The 16,893-nt window shown below is 68.0% G+C and carries 14 protein-coding genes; 4 read left to right on the forward strand and 10 right to left on the reverse strand.

Annotated elements, in window-relative coordinates:
* Window positions 1-1,402, reverse strand: a 1,402-nt coding sequence (locus tag D7V93_RS00235; RefSeq protein WP_120641438.1) for a trypsin-like serine peptidase, incomplete at its 3' end; no start/stop codon positions are given.
* Between the two features lie 384 nt (window positions 1,403-1,786).
* Between D7V93_RS00235 and D7V93_RS00240 the strand changes: the two genes are divergently transcribed.
* Window positions 1,787-2,329, forward strand: coding sequence for a hypothetical protein (locus D7V93_RS00240; RefSeq protein WP_120641389.1), 543 nt, complete (start codon window positions 1,787-1,789; stop codon window positions 2,327-2,329).
* Between the two features lie 216 nt (window positions 2,330-2,545).
* Here the strand turns inward: D7V93_RS00240 and D7V93_RS00245 are convergent, their stop codons facing one another.
* Both D7V93_RS00245 and D7V93_RS00250 read right to left on the reverse strand, forming a co-directional pair.
* Complete coding sequence (locus D7V93_RS00245) at window positions 2,546-3,091, reverse strand: hypothetical protein (RefSeq protein ID WP_208722877.1); 546 nt, start codon at window positions 3,089-3,091, stop codon at window positions 2,546-2,548.
* Window positions 3,092-3,705: 614 nt separating this feature from the next.
* A complete protein-coding gene (locus D7V93_RS00250) occupies window positions 3,706-3,912 on the reverse strand; it encodes a hypothetical protein (RefSeq protein WP_120641390.1) in 207 nt (68 codons plus the stop codon).
* A gap of 9 nt (window positions 3,913-3,921) precedes the next feature.
* Between D7V93_RS00250 and D7V93_RS00255 the strand changes: the two genes are divergently transcribed.
* The 3 genes from D7V93_RS00255 (at window position 3,922) to D7V93_RS00265 (ending at window position 5,589) form a co-directional block, all read left to right on the forward strand.
* Window positions 3,922-4,179: a hypothetical protein gene (locus D7V93_RS00255; protein WP_120641391.1), complete on the forward strand. Its 258-nt coding sequence runs from the start codon at window positions 3,922-3,924 to the stop codon at window positions 4,177-4,179.
* 103 nt (window positions 4,180-4,282) lie between these two features.
* Window positions 4,283-5,311, forward strand: coding sequence for a methyltransferase (locus D7V93_RS00260; protein WP_120641392.1), 1,029 nt, complete (start codon window positions 4,283-4,285; stop codon window positions 5,309-5,311).
* 56 nt (window positions 5,312-5,367) lie between these two features.
* The gene (locus D7V93_RS00265; protein ID WP_120641393.1) at window positions 5,368-5,589 is read left to right on the forward strand and encodes a hypothetical protein; all 222 of its coding nucleotides are present in this window, start codon (window positions 5,368-5,370) and stop codon (window positions 5,587-5,589) included.
* Here the strand turns inward: D7V93_RS00265 and D7V93_RS00270 are convergent.
* From D7V93_RS00270 to D7V93_RS00300, 7 genes are all read right to left on the reverse strand, one after another.
* A complete protein-coding gene (locus D7V93_RS00270; protein ID WP_244237029.1) occupies window positions 5,532-6,440 on the reverse strand; it encodes a S8 family peptidase in 909 nt (302 codons plus the stop codon). The genes D7V93_RS00265 and D7V93_RS00270 overlap by 58 nt on opposite strands.
* A 170-nt stretch (window positions 6,441-6,610) precedes the next feature.
* Window positions 6,611-7,858, reverse strand: coding sequence for a hypothetical protein (locus D7V93_RS00275; protein ID WP_120641394.1), 1,248 nt, complete (start codon window positions 7,856-7,858; stop codon window positions 6,611-6,613).
* Window positions 7,859-7,932: 74 nt separating this feature from the next.
* Window positions 7,933-8,847: a Kelch repeat-containing protein gene (locus tag D7V93_RS00280; protein WP_147450973.1), complete on the reverse strand. Its 915-nt coding sequence runs from the start codon at window positions 8,845-8,847 to the stop codon at window positions 7,933-7,935.
* Between the two features lie 626 nt (window positions 8,848-9,473).
* The gene (locus D7V93_RS00285; RefSeq protein ID WP_120641396.1) at window positions 9,474-10,667 is read right to left on the reverse strand and encodes a hypothetical protein; all 1,194 of its coding nucleotides are present in this window, start codon (window positions 10,665-10,667) and stop codon (window positions 9,474-9,476) included.
* A gap of 518 nt (window positions 10,668-11,185) precedes the next feature.
* Window positions 11,186-12,466, reverse strand: a complete 1,281-nt coding sequence (locus tag D7V93_RS00290) for a S8 family peptidase (protein WP_244237030.1) — start codon at window positions 12,464-12,466, stop codon at window positions 11,186-11,188.
* A gap of 242 nt (window positions 12,467-12,708) precedes the next feature.
* Entirely contained in the window at window positions 12,709-14,862 is a 2,154-nt protein-coding gene (locus D7V93_RS00295) for an OTU domain-containing protein (RefSeq protein WP_120641397.1), read from the reverse strand.
* 32 nt (window positions 14,863-14,894) lie between these two features.
* Window positions 14,895-16,883 (reverse strand): M12 family metallopeptidase, encoded by a 1,989-nt coding sequence (locus tag D7V93_RS00300; RefSeq protein WP_120641398.1) that lies wholly within the window; start codon window positions 16,881-16,883, stop codon window positions 14,895-14,897.
* Window positions 16,884-16,893 lie beyond the last annotated feature (10 nt).

Here is a 16,893-nt window from a genome sequence, read left to right on the forward strand (position 1 = left end):
CCACGGCGCAGGTGCCTACGTCGAGGACCTGGCCGGGGCCCATCGTCACGTTCAGGTTGGCGGTCTTGCGCGTGCCGCTACTGGTGTGGGTGAGCTTGAACGGCAATGTGCCCCGGACGAGGTCCGCGTTCAGGGTCACCTTCCACGCCACCGTGGCGCTGCAGCTCTCCAGACCGCCGCAGCCGGCCCGGAGCATGTAGGTGCCGGCGGACTCCACGCGGAGCTTGAAGCCACAGCCATCGAAGCTGGCGGCGACCTCGCTGCCCTGGGCGTCGAGGACGCGCAGCTTGGGGTCGCCCGTGGGGGGGAAGTCTGGCAGGCCGCAGGCGTTCACCTGCACCACGTCCCCCGTGCCGAGCGTGAACACCTTGTCCACCGAGTTCCGGGTGGCGTTGTCGGTGTCGGTCGTCGTGTAGCCGAACGCGTTGGCCGGACGCACCGGGGCCGGCGGCATCCCGGTACACAGCCGCGTGCTGCCGTTCTGGAGCTCGGTGCATACACCCTTGAGGGCCGGGTAGACGTACGTGCTCTGCGTGCCGGTGCAGCCCGTCTCGCTGCACACGTTCACCACGTTGCAGCTGCCGTTGGCGACGTAGTCCACACCGTACCCCCGCACGACGATGCCCGCGAGGGTGTGCTGGCCTGGCGCGTACACCGCCGCGCCCGACGTGCCAGGGAAGGTGTCCGAGTTGGACACGAAGTAATCCAGCGTGCCCGAGCGCGCGTCACGCACCGAGCCGCCGGAGTCGAGCTTGAAGGGGATGCCGCTGCTGCCGCCGACGACGGCCACGTTCTGCGCGGCGCCCAGCGCGGTGTTGCCCGTGCGGACGGGCGCCGGGGTGAAGCGCGGCGTGGCCGGCCGGTCCAGGCGCACGACGGCGTAGTCCAGGTTCTGCCCGTTCACCGTGCCGTGCTGGCGCGCCACGATGGAGCCGCAGGTGAAGACGTCCTGCGACGTGATGGAATGCAGCACGCCCGCCGCGGTCCGATAGAAGTTGAAGACGAAATAGGTGTTGGCGCACTCCGCGGCGTTTCCCACGCAGTGGCCCGCGGTGAGCACCAGGTCATCGTCGATGAGCGTGCCGGAGCAGAAGGCCGCCCGCGGATCATTCCAGAAGCGCTCGGTGGAGCAGAGGTTGAGGCCGGTGCCCAGGTTCGGCCCGGGGAAGGTGACGTTGTTCGGGTCCGTCAGGTCGATGAACTCCGGGTGCACCAGCCCCACGGTGGCCTGCTGGGCCCTCGCGCGCAGCGTGGCATCCGGGTGGGCGTAGACGTCCAGCCGGTTGTCCGTGCCGTAGACCACCGCGTGCTTCTGCCCCGCGAGGGATTCATCCGACGGGCCGCAGCCCGCCGCGAGCGCAAGAGCGCCCATCACCAGGAACCCAGACTTGAGATGATTCATGAAGGGATGCCTTTGTTTGGAGGAAGACAAGCAGCCCTACCGTGCCAAGTCGGACAAACCATACCACCCCAGAAGACGGGCACTCCTCAAGAAAATCAGCAAGTCTAAGTATAGGACAGATGGGGGCCCTCTTGAGGGCGGCGGGCGGGTGTAGAGGGGCTGAGAAGAACCGCTTGCGTTGGCTGGGAGCAAGGCCTGTAGAGGGGCCGTGCAGCCCGTCTGGGCACACGCCGGCCCCAGCGCCCCACCCAGGCGGGATGGCACAGGCCCGTGGCCTTCAACGCGCCCCACTGCATCCCCGTTCTCGGCGATTGGATCAATCGTGCTTGGCCTGACGAATGGGCGCAGTATCATCGCGGTCCACAACCCGGAAGGAAGCTCTTCATGCGTTTGCAACACGTATTCGCCGCCATGGTCCTGCTGTCCACGTCCGCGCGCGCCGACGAGCTCAAGCCCTTTCAGAAGGAGGCCAAGATCTCCTTCGAGAAGTCGATCTCCAGCGCTCTGAAGGACGCCAACACCGCGTGTGGCACCAGGCTCAAGGTCAAGACCAACTTCAACTGGTTCAATCCCAAGGACTGGGACGGCGTGGGCTACGAGGACTCCTGCAAAGAGGTGCTTCTTGGCCTCGCGGCCATGTGCGAGCGTCCCGAGTACAAGAAGGCCCTCGCCAAGAAGGTAACCGGCGTGGCGTGCCAGTTCACGTTGAACCTCCCCGCGGACGTGGCTCAATACGGAGGCATGTACGGGTTCATCAACCCCGAGCACCCCGACAACAAGCAGAAGGCCGGCACCAACGACACCAAGCCGCGCAACGTCTCGATCTGGAAGGGCTGGCTCACGTACCAGATGCACAAGGGCGACAAGACCATCGCGGACGACACCCGGACCGTCCTCGATGAGGCGCTGAAAGCCGGTTCCCGGTAGGACCCATTCCAGGCGGTCGCGGCTTGGACAGAGAGCCCGTGCGCATCGCCCGCGCAAGGCCTCCCAGGGCCGGTTGTTTTCCAGCCTCTCGCGGGAGTCTCGTGAGCCTTTGCCGGGCTCTTCACGGGCGCCGCGTTCCCTCGCTCTGAACACACCCAGATTGTGCAGGTCTGCCAGGTACTTGCGAACCGTTTCCTGGCGCCCCGACAGCCTGGGTCACGGAGTGCGTTGCCACTCCACCAGCGTCCAGACGAAGTAGCTGATCGCGGCCAGCCCTCCGAGGCCCAGGAGGAGCACCGGCCCATGGACAAGCAGGACAGAGTTCATCGCGTGGAGGAATCGGCGCGCTCGCGTCCGAGGAGGCCCGAACGCGTCCTCCAGCCTGCGGGCTTCTTCCTCGGTGACGAGGAACAACGGCATGTCCGTCACCTCGTGGATGATGAAGGATTGCCACCGGGGAACATGGAAGCCCCCCTGGCCGTCCCGGTCGAGGTAGGTCTCAATCACCTTCGCCTGCTCCAGGTCCTCCACGCGTTTCCAGAGCGTGCCGCTCGGCGGGGAGTCATCGTTTTCGCGGAGGCAGCTCACCTCGAAAGAGATGCGCGAGGAAAGCATCTCTGGAGGGCCTCGGAACACGCGCGCCACCCGTCCCATCACCACCGCTTCGCCCGATGTGCCAGGCGGTAGCTCGACGCGCTCAATCTCGACTTGAACGTGCAGCGCCGCGTCCACTGCGGCGCGAGCGTATTGGTCGGGGGGCATGGCCATCGTTGGAGCCTACCCTGGCCGGGGGCTACAGGAGTCCAACACCCACCCATTCGCCGATGGATGATTTCCGAGTTCGGGAACACGTCTCTTGACGCCTTCGGCCCAGACCGAAGTGGCGAGCGCTGATCCTGTTGGCGCCCGAGTGCCACCGCCACCTGCGCCACACTGACCGCCCCATGCCGCAAGCCCACGCCGTTCGGGCCAGCCACGCCGAAGGGGCACACTGGGAGCACATGAGGGGGGTGGGCCTGGCCCCGACGCGAGAGCCCCCGCGGGCCGCGGGGTGTTGAGGCTCAAGCCGCCACAGCCAAGAGCGCCAAGCCCCTGCCGCACACCTCAAGGTCCCGTTCCGCGAGTCCCGACCTGACGCACCGCGGGTGCGGAAATTCACCGTGCGCTCGACTACGAGTCCCCCGCCAACAGGACGTGGACCCGATGGCCAGCCTGGCGGTGTATGTCATCAGCGTCGAGTACGAGCACGACTCCTTCGGATTGGGGGAATGAAATGGCCGGCGATAGGACCCGAATCCAAGCGGGTTCGAGAGAGGCACTCTGGCACCCGCGCCTCTTCGAGGCGCAGGCCAGGCGCTCACTCCCGGGGTTGCACTTCAGGGGCCCTTCTTCTTCAGGGCCACGGTGATGGCATCCGCTCCGTAGTCGTTGGCGTTCGCCAGTTGTCCGTGGAAGGATTTCGCCGGATCACCGACCGTGAAGGCGTGGACCTTGGGGAGGGTGGTGCGCTTCGTCACCGTGTTGCCGCTGGCGGGCGCGCTCACCTCCGCGGTCAGGAACTGGTCCCCATCCTTCGCCACCACGGGCGCCGCATGGTAGGGCGACTGCCCCAGTTCAGTGCGGAGTTCCAGCTGCGCACCGGGGCGAGCCCGCAGGTCGTCGACCGCGTCAACCGCATGCTGTTGCTCAACTTCGCGCAGCCCCTGAAGGGCACCATCTCCCGGGCCTGGCCCGTCGCGGGAGGGTTCGCTGCGTGGAGGCAGGAGGTGTTGCTTGCCCGTCGTCAGCGCCAGGGACTGCCGCTGACCGAAGAGGACTGGGACTGGTTCGTCTCACCCGACCCCCGGTGAGTGCCTTCTCCAGATAACGGCGGGGCGTTACACGCTTTCACACGCAAGCCTCCTCCTCCAGGGTGGGATGTCGTCCCGCATCCGGTCTCCCACACTGGTGCGCATGGTCCCTCCCTCCGAACCGCGGGCTTCGCCCACCGCGCAGTTCATGCAGTACGTCACCGGGTACTGGATTACGCAGATCCTCGGCACGCTGGTCCGGCTGGAGGTGGTGGAGCAGCTGGCCGGGGGCCCGCGTCCCTGTGCCGACGTGGCCCGGGCGCTGGGCCTGGAGGGCCAGCACCTGTACCGGCTGCTGCGCGGTGGCGTCACCGCGGGCATGCTCGTGGAAGCCCCGCCGCGCACCTTCGCGTTGACGCCCCTGGGGGAGGCCCTGCGCAGGGGCGTGCCGGGCTCCATGCGGGGCATGGCGCTCACGATGAGCAACCCTGGCCACTGGCTGCCCTGGGGGCAGCTCGGCGAAGCGGTCCGCACGGGAAAACCGCGCACGCTCGAAACCCTGGGGATGGACTTCTGGGGATGGCTGAACCGCGACCCCGTGCTGACCGAGGAGTTCGCGGAGGCCATGGGCAACGTCTCCGACGAGGTGGGCGTGGAGCTCGCCGCGCTCCACGACTTCTCCAGCCTCGCGCGGGTGGCGGACATCGGAGGCAGCCAGGGCGTCCTCCTGGGCCATGTACTCAAGGCCCATCCCGGCTGCCGGGGAATCCTCTTCGACCAGCCGGCTGTCATCCCCAGCGCCCGGGCCCGCCTGGAAGCGCAGGGTCTGGCGGACCGCGTGGACCTGGTGGGCGGTGACTTCTTCGCGTCCGGCATCCCCGAAGCGGAGGCGTACCTGCTCAAGTTCATCCTCCACGACTGGCCGGACACTCAGGCCTCCCGCATCCTCCAGCGGATCCACGACGGCTCGCCGTCCCGGGCCCGGCTGTTCGTGCTGGAGCAGGTGATTCCAGACGACGGCAGTCCTTCGTTCGCGTCGCTGTTGGATCTGAACATGCTGGCGGTGGTGGGCGGAAAAGAGCGCACGGGGGAGGAGTTCCGAACGCTCTTCGCCGCCACCGGTTGGACGCTGGAAGGCATCTCGCCCAGTCGCACGGGCATGAGCCTCATCGAAGCCCGCCGCGGGCAGTGAACGAACCTCCCGGTGGTGGGTTCGATTCCCGCCACCTCCAATCGAGTTCGGACGCGATGAGCGACCTGCCCGCGTTCATCGACGCGCACCCGCGTGACGGTGGGCCCGGCGCCCGGGGCGGCTTCGCCGGACACGCCTTCGCGCTGGCGCTCGACATGGAGCCCGAGGACATCGCGGACTCCATTCCGCTGGACGCGCTGGTGGTGGACGCGGGACGTGCCTACTCCCCGCCGTTCCGGACGGTGGGGGCCCGCGAGGGTGCGATGAAGCCCGAGTAGGCCATCCGGTTCGGTGAGCAGTGCCCGGGGTTGGCCACCTTGTCCGGCGTGGCGTTGCCCGTCATCGCGGTGCTGACCTCCTGTGGCGCGGAGGTGGGATGGGCCTCCAAGAAGAGCGCGACGACGCCGGTGACATGCGGGGTGGCCATGGACGTGCCGCTCAGCGAGCGGGTCGCCGTGTCATCGCTGGCCCAGGCCGAGAGGATGCCCTCGCCGGGCGCGAAGACGTCCACGCAGTCGCCGTAGTTGGAGAAGGACGCCCGCCGGTCCACGCGGGTGGTGGCGCCCACGGTAATGGCCTCCGCGGTGCGCGCCGGAGAGCGCTTGCACGCGTCCTGGTTCTCGTTGCCCGCAGCCAGCACATACGTCACGCCCGACGCGATGGAGCGACGCACGGCCTCGTCGAGCGCCGCGTCCTCCCCGCCGCCCAGGCTCATGTTGGCCACCGCCGGGGACTGGTGGTGCTCGGTCACCCAGTCCACGCCCGCCACCACGCCCGCCGTCGTCCCGGAGCCCTCGCAGTTCAGCACGCGCACGGTGTGCAGCGACGCGCCCTTGGCAATGCCATACACGTTGCCGCCCACCGTGGCGGACACGTGGGTGCCATGGCCGTTGCAGTCCACGCCGTTGCGACCGTCGCCGACGGCATCGAAGGCGATGTCCGCCCGACCGGCGAACTCCTGGTGCGTGGGGCGCAGGCCCGTGTCGATGACGTACACGTGCACGCCCCGGCCCTGCGTCTGGTACAGGTAGAGCTGATTGAGCGGCAGGTCGCGCTGGTCGACGCGGTCAATCCCCCACGTCGCATCGGACTGGCTCTCGTCGAGCGTCACCACGCCATTCTGTTGCACGTACTCCACCTCGGGCGCTGGGCATTGGCCGGGCCACGTTGCACGACAAGCTGCGCAAGCACGGGCTCCTCACGGAGGACGAGGAATCGGAACGCTGAGGCCGCTGGCAATGACGGACGCGATGGAGACCGGAGCCACGGCCAGACACCGTGGCTCCAAGCTCCCAGGCGTCAGTCGTTGTTCGCCGCGGGCTTCAAGCCTCCGTAGAACCCGCCGTACGGCTGGAACGACCAGAGCGACGCGCCCCACCGCTCGTAGAGCTTGAGGGTGCCGGGCGCGAACATCGTGTCGTAGTAGCAACCCGCGACGCCGTTCCCCAGCTTGAGCTGCGGACTGCCCGTGAGCAGGCGAGGCCCCGCGCCCGGCTGCTGGAGCGTGGCCACCTGGGCGGAGTAGTCCGGCTCGCTGCCCAGATAGACGTACGGGTACTGAAAGATGTTGCAGGAGACGCCGCCATTGGGCTCGCAGAGGTTCTTGTAGTCCGTGTAGGAGACCTCCTGCCCCAGGAAGCCCGTGTTGAGGGCCTCGGTCCCGAAGTGCGCCAGTGTGGCACCGTCCGGAATGCGCATGACGTGCGCATAGGGCGTGAGCACCCAGTACGCCTTCCTCACGAAGTTGGGCGTCACGAAGATGGGCGGGACGGAACAGTCATCGCTGCGCTGGAAGTGCGTGAAGAAGCGCCATTCGCTGCCAGAGACATAGAGCTCCGGCGTCCCCCAGGGATCGCTCCCCACGGCCACGCGATAGCCATTCGCGTAGTACTGACCATCCCAGGGCCTGCGCGGCACCGGCGCCATGTAGCCATACACCTCACCGCCAAAGCGGTTGAACACCCTCACGTGGGGGCCGCCGCCAGGGCCGGGGATGGTGACGATCTCCGCGACGTTGTCGCGCGTGACATCGCCCGCGCCCAGCCGGACACCGCCGGTGAAGCCCGGGTCATAGGCCCAGAACTCGTTGATGAGCGTGGGCGCCCCCACCGCCTTCCACACGCGGATGAGCGGGCCCATTCCACGGCCGGGCGCGGTGATGATCTCATCGAAGCCATCCCCATCCACGTCACCGGTGGCCACGAAGACACCGCCACGGAAGTTCGAGTCGTAGGCGAAGAACTCGCGCAGCACCGCGCCATTGTTGACGTCGAACACGCGGACCAGCGGCCCCCCGCCCTCGCTGGTGCCCGTCACGGAGTCCGGGCGCCAGTTCGTCGTGACGCGGCCGGTGGCCATCTCCACGCCCACGCTCATCGTGGACTCATAGGCGAAGAAGGAGTTCCAGTTGGCGTTGCTGTTGGGGTCGAAGGTCTTCACCGCCGGGCCACCGCCCGGACCGGCGCCGGTGGCATACAGCGGGGTGTTGGGTTTGGCGCTCGCCATCGTGGTGACGGCGAGTGCCGAGAGCAGCAGCAGCCGATGCATGGGGTTTCTCCTGGGAAGACTGCGGGTGAGGGGCCGCATCCTCCCAGGAAGCACTGACAGCTCCCGTCACCGGCTCACTGCGTCAAACGCTGGCTGGACCAGACCCGCGCGTTCCGGCGCTCCTCGGGATTGGCGCTCGTGCCTCCAAACACATAGATGCGGCCGTCTTCACCCTGGCTGGCGGTGAAACCACTACCGGGGCCATACATCCGGGAAGCCTGGGACCACGGGCCCACGCGGCCCTCTGCCTGGAGCGGTGCGGTGAGGACACGCCCCTTTTCCATGAGAAGAACCAGCCGATCCTCCATCGCCAGCAACCGCACCACTTCCAGGCGTGCATCGCCGCCGTGCGACCGCCCCGACCACGAAGGCGTGGAGGGCTCCGTCCGCCAGACATGCTCGGCGTCGAGTGCCATGGAGTGCAGCGTGCCCTCGGCCCCCGTCACATACAGACGGCCCATCGCCACCGCTGGCGTCTGGTCGAAGTGAAGCGCGGCGGGGGCCTCGATGGACTCCCACCCTTCGATGCGTGATGCGGAGCGCTTCGCGCGCCAGAGCTGGGGCGTGCCCGTCGTGAAGTAGCTCCTATCGAGCGAGCCTCCGACCACCCACAGCTCCGCGCCAGCCGCCACCAGCGCATGCCACCCGCGAGGCTGGGGCAGTGGGGCTTCTGTTTGCCAGGGGCCCAGTGTTCCATCTTCTCGCAGGGGCGCGGAACTCACCACCTTGGAGAAACCTTCCCGGAGCTCGCCGCCCGCGACGAACAGCCGCTGATCCGCCACGACCATCGCGTGATGGACGAGCGGGTCGGGCAACTGCGCGCTCTCCGTCCATGCGCCCAGCACGCCCTCCGCCTGGATGGGCGCGGAAAGGACAGTCGCTCGTCGGTCGAGCGAAGAAGTCGAACCCGGCGAGAAGCTCAGCCCTCCCGAAACGAAGACACGGTCCCGTGAGGCCGCGGAGGCATGGTAGTAGAGGTCGACAGGCATGGACTGCTCCGCCCGCCAGAGCGCGAGGCCGCCCTCCGCGGGCCAGGGCTCCGCCTCGGGCCCCCTCGTCGGACAGGAGCTCCCGGAGCACAGACACAGGGGGACCGCTGGAACACCATAATCACTGACAAAGAGACGGCGCTTCACACAAGTCTCACCTTCCGCGCAGAGACCGTCTCCGCAGATGCGGTGGCAGCGAAGATCGCCAGTCTGCTTGGGCGGAGAACAGTTTCCACTCAGGCACGGTGGAAGATCGTATTTCGTGTAGTCACACGCTTCGCCGTGGTCACAGTCCCCCGTCACCTTGTTCGGACAGGCCCGGAAGGAAGAGGAGCGGGGTCCATCGGTCCGCGCAGCGGCCAGTTCGGCGCGAGCGCGTCGCGCGTCGTGGAGGTCCCTCGGCGAAGGAGGCTCCGACGAGGAGGCCAGGTCCGCCTCCTGCCAGCGGATGAAGGCGTGCCCCAGCAGCGCCACCGTGAGCAATCCGAGCACGGCCGCGAGACCGATGAGGGTGACACGGCGGCGCGCGGGAGCGGGGGGAGGAGGTGCCAGGGACATGGCCCCAATCTAATCGAAGCGCTGGGGCATCTTGTATTTCTCGGCGATCTTCTGGGTGCCCTACCCACTCACCACACCAGCCGCTTGCCCTCGAAGGTGTTGGTGGTGCGCGTGACGTATTCGTCACCGTCGTAGCTGACGCAGGCGTTGTCGCTCCGGCTGACCCATTCGAGGGTCACGTTCCCCCAGTCATCCCAGGTCCCCGTTCCTGGCACCCGGGAGTCCACCTCTCCGACATAGAACTGCCGCTGGCAACCCTGTGCCTCGACGACCGGAGGATACGTGAAGGGGGGCAATTCAAACGTACCGTCCTCGAAGACCTCGACGAGGATTCCCTCCGCGTAGTGATAGACCTGCCGGAACAGGAACCGGGTGTCACCTGCCTGCTGCAACTGGATGTTCACCGGTTGCGTCTGGGTCTGGGTGCTCGGCGGATGGTGGGCCGGCGTCTTCTCCTCCGAGAAGGAGTAGGTCCCCGTGAAGCGGTCCGCGAGAAACGCCATGGTGGGAGCCCGGGGTTCGGCCTGCTGCCGGAAGCCCGTGAACACATGGGTCGATAAAGTCGTGGACCTGTAGCGGGGCGCTCCGGGGTCCTGGGTGCCGGGAATGGTGCAAACCCGTTCGTAACGGAGAATCCACGTCAGCGACAGGTTGCCCTGGTCATCCCAGGTCCCCGTTCCCGGAGCGCTGGAGGACCCGTCTCCGATGAAGTACTGCTGCTGCTGACAGTATTTGTCGTAGAGGGTGATGGCGCTTTCCTGCGGAGGGAAGGCAAGCGTGCCGTCTTCCTTGACGTCGACGAGGATTCCCTTTGGGAAGCCCGGGACGGGCGTGAGCAGGACCTGGGTGTCGCTCACCACCGCCAGCGTGTACTTCTGTGCCTGGGGCGAGGGAGCAGGCTGGGAGGAGGACGTCACGGAGAGGAGCCCCTCATGGGTGCCCGCCATCAACCTCGCGGCAGGGGCCCGGCTCACCGTGAAGGTGAACACGCCGACCTTCGACGGGTTCGCCTGGGACACCGCCTGGACGGTCACCGCCGCGTCCTCCCGGACGAACGGGGCAACGTAGGTGACGGACGTGCCCGTCACGGTGGAGAGCCTGCCGACTCCGGACGTGATGATCCAGGTGACGTCGGGGGAGAACGTCCCGGTCCCCTCCACGACCGCCGTGAGGACCGTCCAGACCTTGGAGGCGATCCTGTCCGCGCCCGTCACGGACACGCCGGTGACCGCGTCCTGGACGACGCCGGCATCGGGCGGCATGGGCGCCGGTCCCCCTCCACCACATCCCGACAGCGAGGCAAGGGCCAACAGGGTCAGGAGGCGCAGAGGAGGCATGGGCGCTTTCGGGGCAGGTGGGAGACGAAGCGTCGCAGGCTGCCTGGATCCGGGAGCCCGAAAATACTACGGACCCGCGGAAGAAATCGGGCTGTCCCTCACGCGATGCGAGCCGCGCGACGAAGGATGCGACGGCCGGACACCCATCAGGAGCAAGCCCCCTGGAGCGTCCGTCGAGGAACGCGACTCGGCGGATGATGGCCCACCTGGCGAGCACGTTGGTTGCCCCGGGCGGGCCGCTTGCTGGGTGGCCCCTGCGCTTCAGCCAACGGCAGTTCTTCCGCGACCGCCGCCCTGCCCTTCAGCCCTTGCCCTTCGGGCGGCTCACGGTGAAGGTGACGATGTTGTGATCCGAGCCGCCGGTCGGGCCGGCTTTGACGTTACCACGGAGCTCATGTCCGCGCTCACGGGCGCCTCCACGTGAGCGCGGACGCGGGACGGGCCTACTCCCCGCCGTTCCGGACGGTGGGGGCCCGCGAGGGTGCGATGAAGCCCGAGTAGGCCATCCGGTTCGGTGAGCAGTGCCCGGGGTTGGCCACCTTGTCCGGCGTGGCGTTGCCCGTCATCGCGGTGCTGACCTCCTGTGGCGCGGAAGCGGGATGGGCCTCCAGGAAGAGCGCGACGACGCCGGTGACATGCGGGGTGGCCATGGACGTGCCGCTCAGCGAGCGGGTCGCCGTGTCATCGCTGGCCCAGGCCGAGAGGATGCCCTCGCCGGGCGCGAAGACGTCCACGCAGTCGCCGTAGTTGGAGAAGGACGCCCGCCGGTCCACGCGGGTGGTGGCACCCACGGTAATGGCCTCGGCGGTGCGCGCCGGAGAGCGCTTGCACGCGTCCTGGTTCTCGTTGCCCGCCGCCAGCACATACGTCACGCCCGACGCGATGGAGCGGCGCACGGCCTCGTCGAGCGCCGCGTCCTCCCCGCCGCCCAGGCTCATGTTGGCCACCGCCGGGGACTGGTGGTGCTCGGTCACCCAGTCCACGCCCGCCACCACGCCCGCCGTCGTCCCGGAGCCCTCGCAGTTCAGCACGCGCACGGTGTGCAGCGACGCGCCCTTGGCAATGCCATACACGCTGCCGCCCACCGTGGCGGACACGTGGGTGCCATGGCCGTTGCAGTCCACGCCGTTGCGACCGTCGCCGACGGCATCGAAGGCGATGTCCGCCCGACCGGCGAACTCCTGGTGCGTGGGGCGCAGGCCCGTGTCGATGACGTACACGTGCACGCCCCGGCCCTGCGTCTGGTACAGGTAGAGCTGATTGAGCGGCAGGTCGCGCTGGTCGACGCGGTCAATCCCCCACGTCGCATCGGACTGGCTCTCGTCGAGCGTCACCACGCCATTCTGTTGCACGTACTCCACCTCGGGCGCGGCGGACATGGCACGGGCCTGCTTCTCGCTCATGCGCGCGGCGAAGCCCCGCAGCGCGTGCGCGTACACGTGGAAGGCCTTGCCGCCGAAGCGCTCGGTGAGGCTCCGCGCGCCCACCACCGGCTCCATCGCGGCGTCTCCTTCCCGGGGCTCCTTGAGCACGATGACGTACTCACCGGGGACCGGCTTCGCGACCGTGAGGAACTTCTCGCGCACCGGTGTCTGCACGGACGCGGTGCCACGGCACGGTGTGTCACCGGGTGGCGGCATGGGATTGCCCGCGCTCCGGCACGCCGACAGCAGGAACAGCACGCAGGCGGACGCGACCGTCCGCGACAGGAGCTTCAGCAACATGGGTTCCCCCGGGGGTGGCACTTCCAGCTTCGGCCGGAAGCCGGGAATGCAACGCTGACGCGGCCTTCCCAATGAAGTAACGCCTCCTGACTCAAAGTGGTTGCTGCCCCGCGGGGCCGCGAAACGTCCGAAACCCCCACCCGTGAAACAACCCGGGGCCGAGGCGCCGTCGGGCCGCCGCCCCCTGACCGAGGACGACACGCTGCGTCGGACCTGGCGTTCCGAGGGGGGAGCGGCGCCGGCTATTTCTTGGAGAGGGATTCGGCGCGCGCCTGGAGGAGGCGGCGCAATCCCATCCGCAGCTTGGCGTTGTCGGGGTTGCCATAGAACGCCGCCTGGAGGTCGAAGCCCCGGCGGGTGTCCGACCGCGGGTCGGCCAGCTCCTGGAAGAAGTTCGCGAGGATGCGGTCCGCCATGAGGGGTAGCGGTTGCTGCTGGACCCGGCTCTGGTTCAGCAGCAGCTCCCAGTACGCGGCGGACTCCGACAGGCTGGAGGAGGCGTTGTTGCAGTGGCGCGACCAGGTGGCGGCGTTCTGGCCCGGCAGCGGATAGAAGTCCTTGCCGATGTCCTCCTGGCTCATGAGCCGCAGGTAGGGCTTTCCCAGGTTGAGGGCGAGGTTCATCGTCCCCGCGCCCTCGAAGACGCTGGGCAGGTCCGCGAGCACCATGAGCCGCCCGAAGGCGAGCGACGGGAGGCGGCCAAACGGGACGATGAGAATGTGCGGAAGGGACCGCTCGTCCCGCAGGCCTCCCCGGACCAGGTAGTCCGGCAGGTTCGTCACGAGGCGCACCTGCTGGAACGCGGTGAACAGGGCGGTGATCTGCCGCAGGTAGTGGTGCCGGTGGGGAAACGCGGTGTCGAGCGCGTTGAGGTGCTGGGAGGACTCGCGCCCCGTCTGGACCTGGACCGGGGCATCGAGGGGGGCTGGGTCGAGCCGCATCTTCAGGCCCGCGTAGTCGGCCTCCTCCAGGGGCGCGAGCACGGGAATCACGACGGGCTTCAGCTTCGCGCCCGAGGCGCGCAGGGTGGTGAGCCCCGCCACCAGGTTGAACAGGATGTCCGCGGCGCTGGCGACGGGACGGCCCGCGGAGAAGTAGACCGGCATCAGGGAGATGCGGTCGGTCTTGCGCAGGCCCTCGATGAACTCCATGCACCGGGCGACGCCGGGTGGGAACTGCTCCCCGGGCAGGCTCATCCAGTTCGGGCCCTGGAAGGGACGGACGTCCACGTGGAGGCCCCGGTCCACGAAGGAGGGACCGAATTCGAATCCGCGCTCCAAGAGGACGTCGCTGCCCTTCCTGGCGCCATAGAGGACGTTCGGCGCCTCGGAGCGGCCCGTCACCCCCGACCACTGGAGGGGCTGGAGGGTGAGGAACCACTGGACCTTGAAGCCCTCGGTGGGGTTCTGGGGGTCGTCCCAGCCGCCGGTGACGCCCAGGGGAATCTCGGCCAGGGGCAGGTTCTCGAAGTCGTCGGTCGTGTGGAAGAAGAGGGTGGCCTTGTCCAGCACGTGAACGTCGGTGTGGCGCGCGGGCAGCCCGGGGATGAGCCGGACCAGCTTCACCCACGTCAGCTCATCCCGACCGGCGTTCTGCTCCTCGTCCCCCGGCGCGTAGATGATGCGCAGGAGCGAGGCCCCCAGGGAGATGAGCTCCTGGATGACCTGCACGGTCGTGGACTGGTGTCCGGAGCCGCTGCTATCCGGGATGAAGACCCGGATCTCCTTCTGGCTGGCGACGAAGTTCCGGAGGTCGTCCTTGCCCGTGAACCTGGGGGAGCCGCTCTTCTTCTTGAAGTCCCAGGGCGTCTCCTCCACGAAGCGCGGCGAAAGGCTCGGGGGGACGAAGTCCGGGGCCTCCTGCCGCAGGGCATTGAAGTGCCGGAGGTCGTAGTTCGACAGCTCCAGCAGGAGCGGCGCGGCCTGGACGCCGGGACGCAGCACCTGCTGGATGCAGTCCGTGGGGCCGAAGACGCTGTTGCCCGTGTCGGAGTGGACGACGACGCGCAGGTTGAGCGCCTCGCAGAGGATCTGGATGCAGGTGTCGTCGCCCCAGACCGCCGCCCGTCTTCCACCTCCGCCCCCCTCGGCGATGGCGTCGGCGTAGCCCCGGAGGGTGTTGGCGCCCCGGTAGTCGACGCCGGACATCAGCTTGTGGCGGATGTCATTGAGGAGCGAGGCGCGGTAGTCGTTCAGGGCCGGCGTCCGGTCCCGCGTGTAGATGCCCTCGAGGAAGTCACGCACCTTCTCGCGCAGCGCCGCCGGGTCGTGGTCGTGGTCGGCCCTGGCCAGCAGGAAGGAGAGACTGTGGAAGAGGCAGTCACCGTCACCGGGCGTGATGTATTCGACGTAGTCCTGCTGCCCGAGCCGCCGGTATCCAATGATGATGTAAGGCATGTGCCCTCGCTCGGGGCATGAGGCTACCCCTGCTACCGCTTCACGTGAATCCAGCGCGAAGCGGTGAGCGTGTCGCCACCGGCGAGGTACGCGCGGGTGATCACCTCGTAATCGCCGTGCAGGAACTGCATCAACTCGAGCGACGCCTGGAACTTCGCGCCCGTGTTCTCGGCCTGGAGCAAGACCATCCCGGGCACCTCGAATTCGACGGCGGTGACGGGCGCGCCGAAGACCACCGCCTCGAGCGAGATCGTCTCCTCCGGGTAGAACTGCATGCCGTCCTCCGCCGGCGAGGTGACCTCCACGGCGACGAGCGGACCGTTGACCGTGAAGGTGCTGACGGGAGAGGTGATGCCGCGGCCGAGCTTGTCCGTCCCCACCGCGTAGACCGATACCGTGCTCCCATTCGGGAGGGAGCTGGGCACCCGCCACTCAATGCCCCACGCCACGGACGGATCCGTCGCTTCTCCGAGCAGGACGTCTCCTCCGGCCTGGCGCAGGTAGAAGCGGACGCGCTCGATGTTGTCCTGGACATTCGCCTCCAGGCGCACATAGCGCCCCACGGTGCTGCCCGAGGGCGGCGCCGTCATCGCCGCCACGGTGGGCGCGTGGTTGTCGATGACGATGGTGGAGACGGTCGACTGGGTGGTCGTCCCCGCCTTGTCCCGCGCCACCGCGTACACCTGGTACGGGTAGCCGCTGTCCGCGACCGCGCGCGAGTCCCAGTTCACGGAGAGGTTGCCATTGGCCGACGTGCCGATGCGGAGCGGCTGGCCGCCAATGGCGGTGCTCTTCACGAAGAGCTGCACGTCGACCAGATGGGCGTCGTACGCGAGGGCGGAGAGCGAGAGGCTCCCCTGGTGCCAGCCGTGGAGCGGCCAGCCGGAGGGCGAGCTCATGGTCACCGTCGGCGCGGTGCGATCCACGTAGATCGCCCGGCGCGGAGTGGAGCTCAAGTTGCCCACCCAGTCCGTTGCCTCCACCCAGAGTTCGTAGCGCCCGTCCGGCCAGCCCGCGGGATCAATCCGGGCGGAAAGGTTGAAGACCTGCTGCGCGGTGTCGAACGTCTGCCCGTAGTACGGCTGGACGATCATCCTGACCCTGCCGAGACGTAGATCGTCCGTGGCGACGCCGCTGAACTGGAACGAGCCGGAGTGATGGCTGTCAGGCGCCGGGCTGGAGATGCCCAGCGACGGGGCATTGCCCTCATAGCTCAGGGCGACACCGTTGATGTCGCCGGGAGAGAGGACCTGCGCGCGAAGGATCAGCGAGCCGTCCTTGCGGGTGATGGTGGGCTGCCCATTGATGGAGAACGCGTACGAGGGGTAGTGCATGATCGACGCCGTGTCGTAGGCGCCCACGTCCGATCCGGACGAGTACAGTGCGAACGCCGAGGGGTAGCGCGAGTCGATGTTCCCCCAGTGGATGTTGATGTGCTGGTCGCGGTCATGGCGGTTCTGCTCGTGCCACAGCCCCACCACGTGGCCGATCTCGTGGATGACTTCAGCGGTGCCACAGCCAGCGATCAACCAGATACCCGCGCTCGTGCTGTGTCCCAGGCTTCCGAAGCACGCCCCGGTGGACGGATCTCCCGGGAGGAACGTCAGCGAGTACGGCTGGCCGCTGTACGGCACCAGCTTGATGACCGTGAGCGCGTTCCAGTGGTTGATCGCGTTGTAGACCCGCTGAGGATCGGGCAGCGAGGGGTCGATGCGGTATGGGATGACGCCGCCCGGCCAACGCCAGGAGGAGGATGACGGGTTTGCCAGCGACGCGAGCGCGGCGGCGTTCTGCGCGATGCCGTCGTCATCGCCGAGAAACTGCGTCTTCATGTCCAGCAGGACATCGCCCTCGACCAGCGCCATCCCATTCACCCGCTGGTACTCCAGCTTCCGGACGCCCTGTGGCGTCTGGAACCAGCCGACCTCACCTTCGGGACCTGAGCGGGGGCTGAGCTCCGCGCTGCTGCAGTGCAGCAGCGCGAGCGCAATCGGGATGCAGACCAGCGCGGAACGGAACAAGGCAACCTCG

This window comes from Corallococcus llansteffanensis (assembly GCF_003612055.1).
GTDB lineage: Bacteria > Myxococcota > Myxococcia > Myxococcales > Myxococcaceae > Corallococcus > Corallococcus llansteffanensis.

What these genes read in the sequence shown, in the direction of transcription:
- D7V93_RS00240 (WP_120641389.1), top strand. Translation starts at nt 1,787, where the DNA reads ATGCGTTTGCAACACGTATTCGCCGCCATGGTCCTGCTGTCCACGTCC.
- D7V93_RS00255 (WP_120641391.1), top strand. Translation starts at nt 3,922, where the DNA reads ATGGTAGGGCGACTGCCCCAGTTCAGTGCGGAGTTCCAGCTGCGCACC.
- D7V93_RS00265 (WP_120641393.1), top strand. Translation starts at nt 5,368, where the DNA reads ATGAGCGACCTGCCCGCGTTCATCGACGCGCACCCGCGTGACGGTGGG.
- D7V93_RS00245 (WP_208722877.1), bottom strand. Translation starts at nt 3,091, where the DNA reads ATGCCCCCCGACCAATACGCTCGCGCCGCAGTGGACGCGGCGCTGCAC.
- D7V93_RS00260 (WP_120641392.1), top strand. Translation starts at nt 4,283, where the DNA reads ATGGTCCCTCCCTCCGAACCGCGGGCTTCGCCCACCGCGCAGTTCATG.
- D7V93_RS00285 (WP_120641396.1), bottom strand. Translation starts at nt 10,667, where the DNA reads ATGCCGCCCGATGCCGGCGTCGTCCAGGACGCGGTCACCGGCGTGTCC.
- D7V93_RS00295 (WP_120641397.1), bottom strand. Translation starts at nt 14,862, where the DNA reads ATGCCTTACATCATCATTGGATACCGGCGGCTCGGGCAGCAGGACTAC.
- D7V93_RS00280 (WP_147450973.1), bottom strand. Translation starts at nt 8,847, where the DNA reads ATGCCTGTCGACCTCTACTACCATGCCTCCGCGGCCTCACGGGACCGT.
- D7V93_RS00290 (WP_244237030.1), bottom strand. Translation starts at nt 12,466, where the DNA reads ATGTTGCTGAAGCTCCTGTCGCGGACGGTCGCGTCCGCCTGCGTGCTG.
- D7V93_RS00275 (WP_120641394.1), bottom strand. Translation starts at nt 7,858, where the DNA reads ATGCATCGGCTGCTGCTGCTCTCGGCACTCGCCGTCACCACGATGGCG.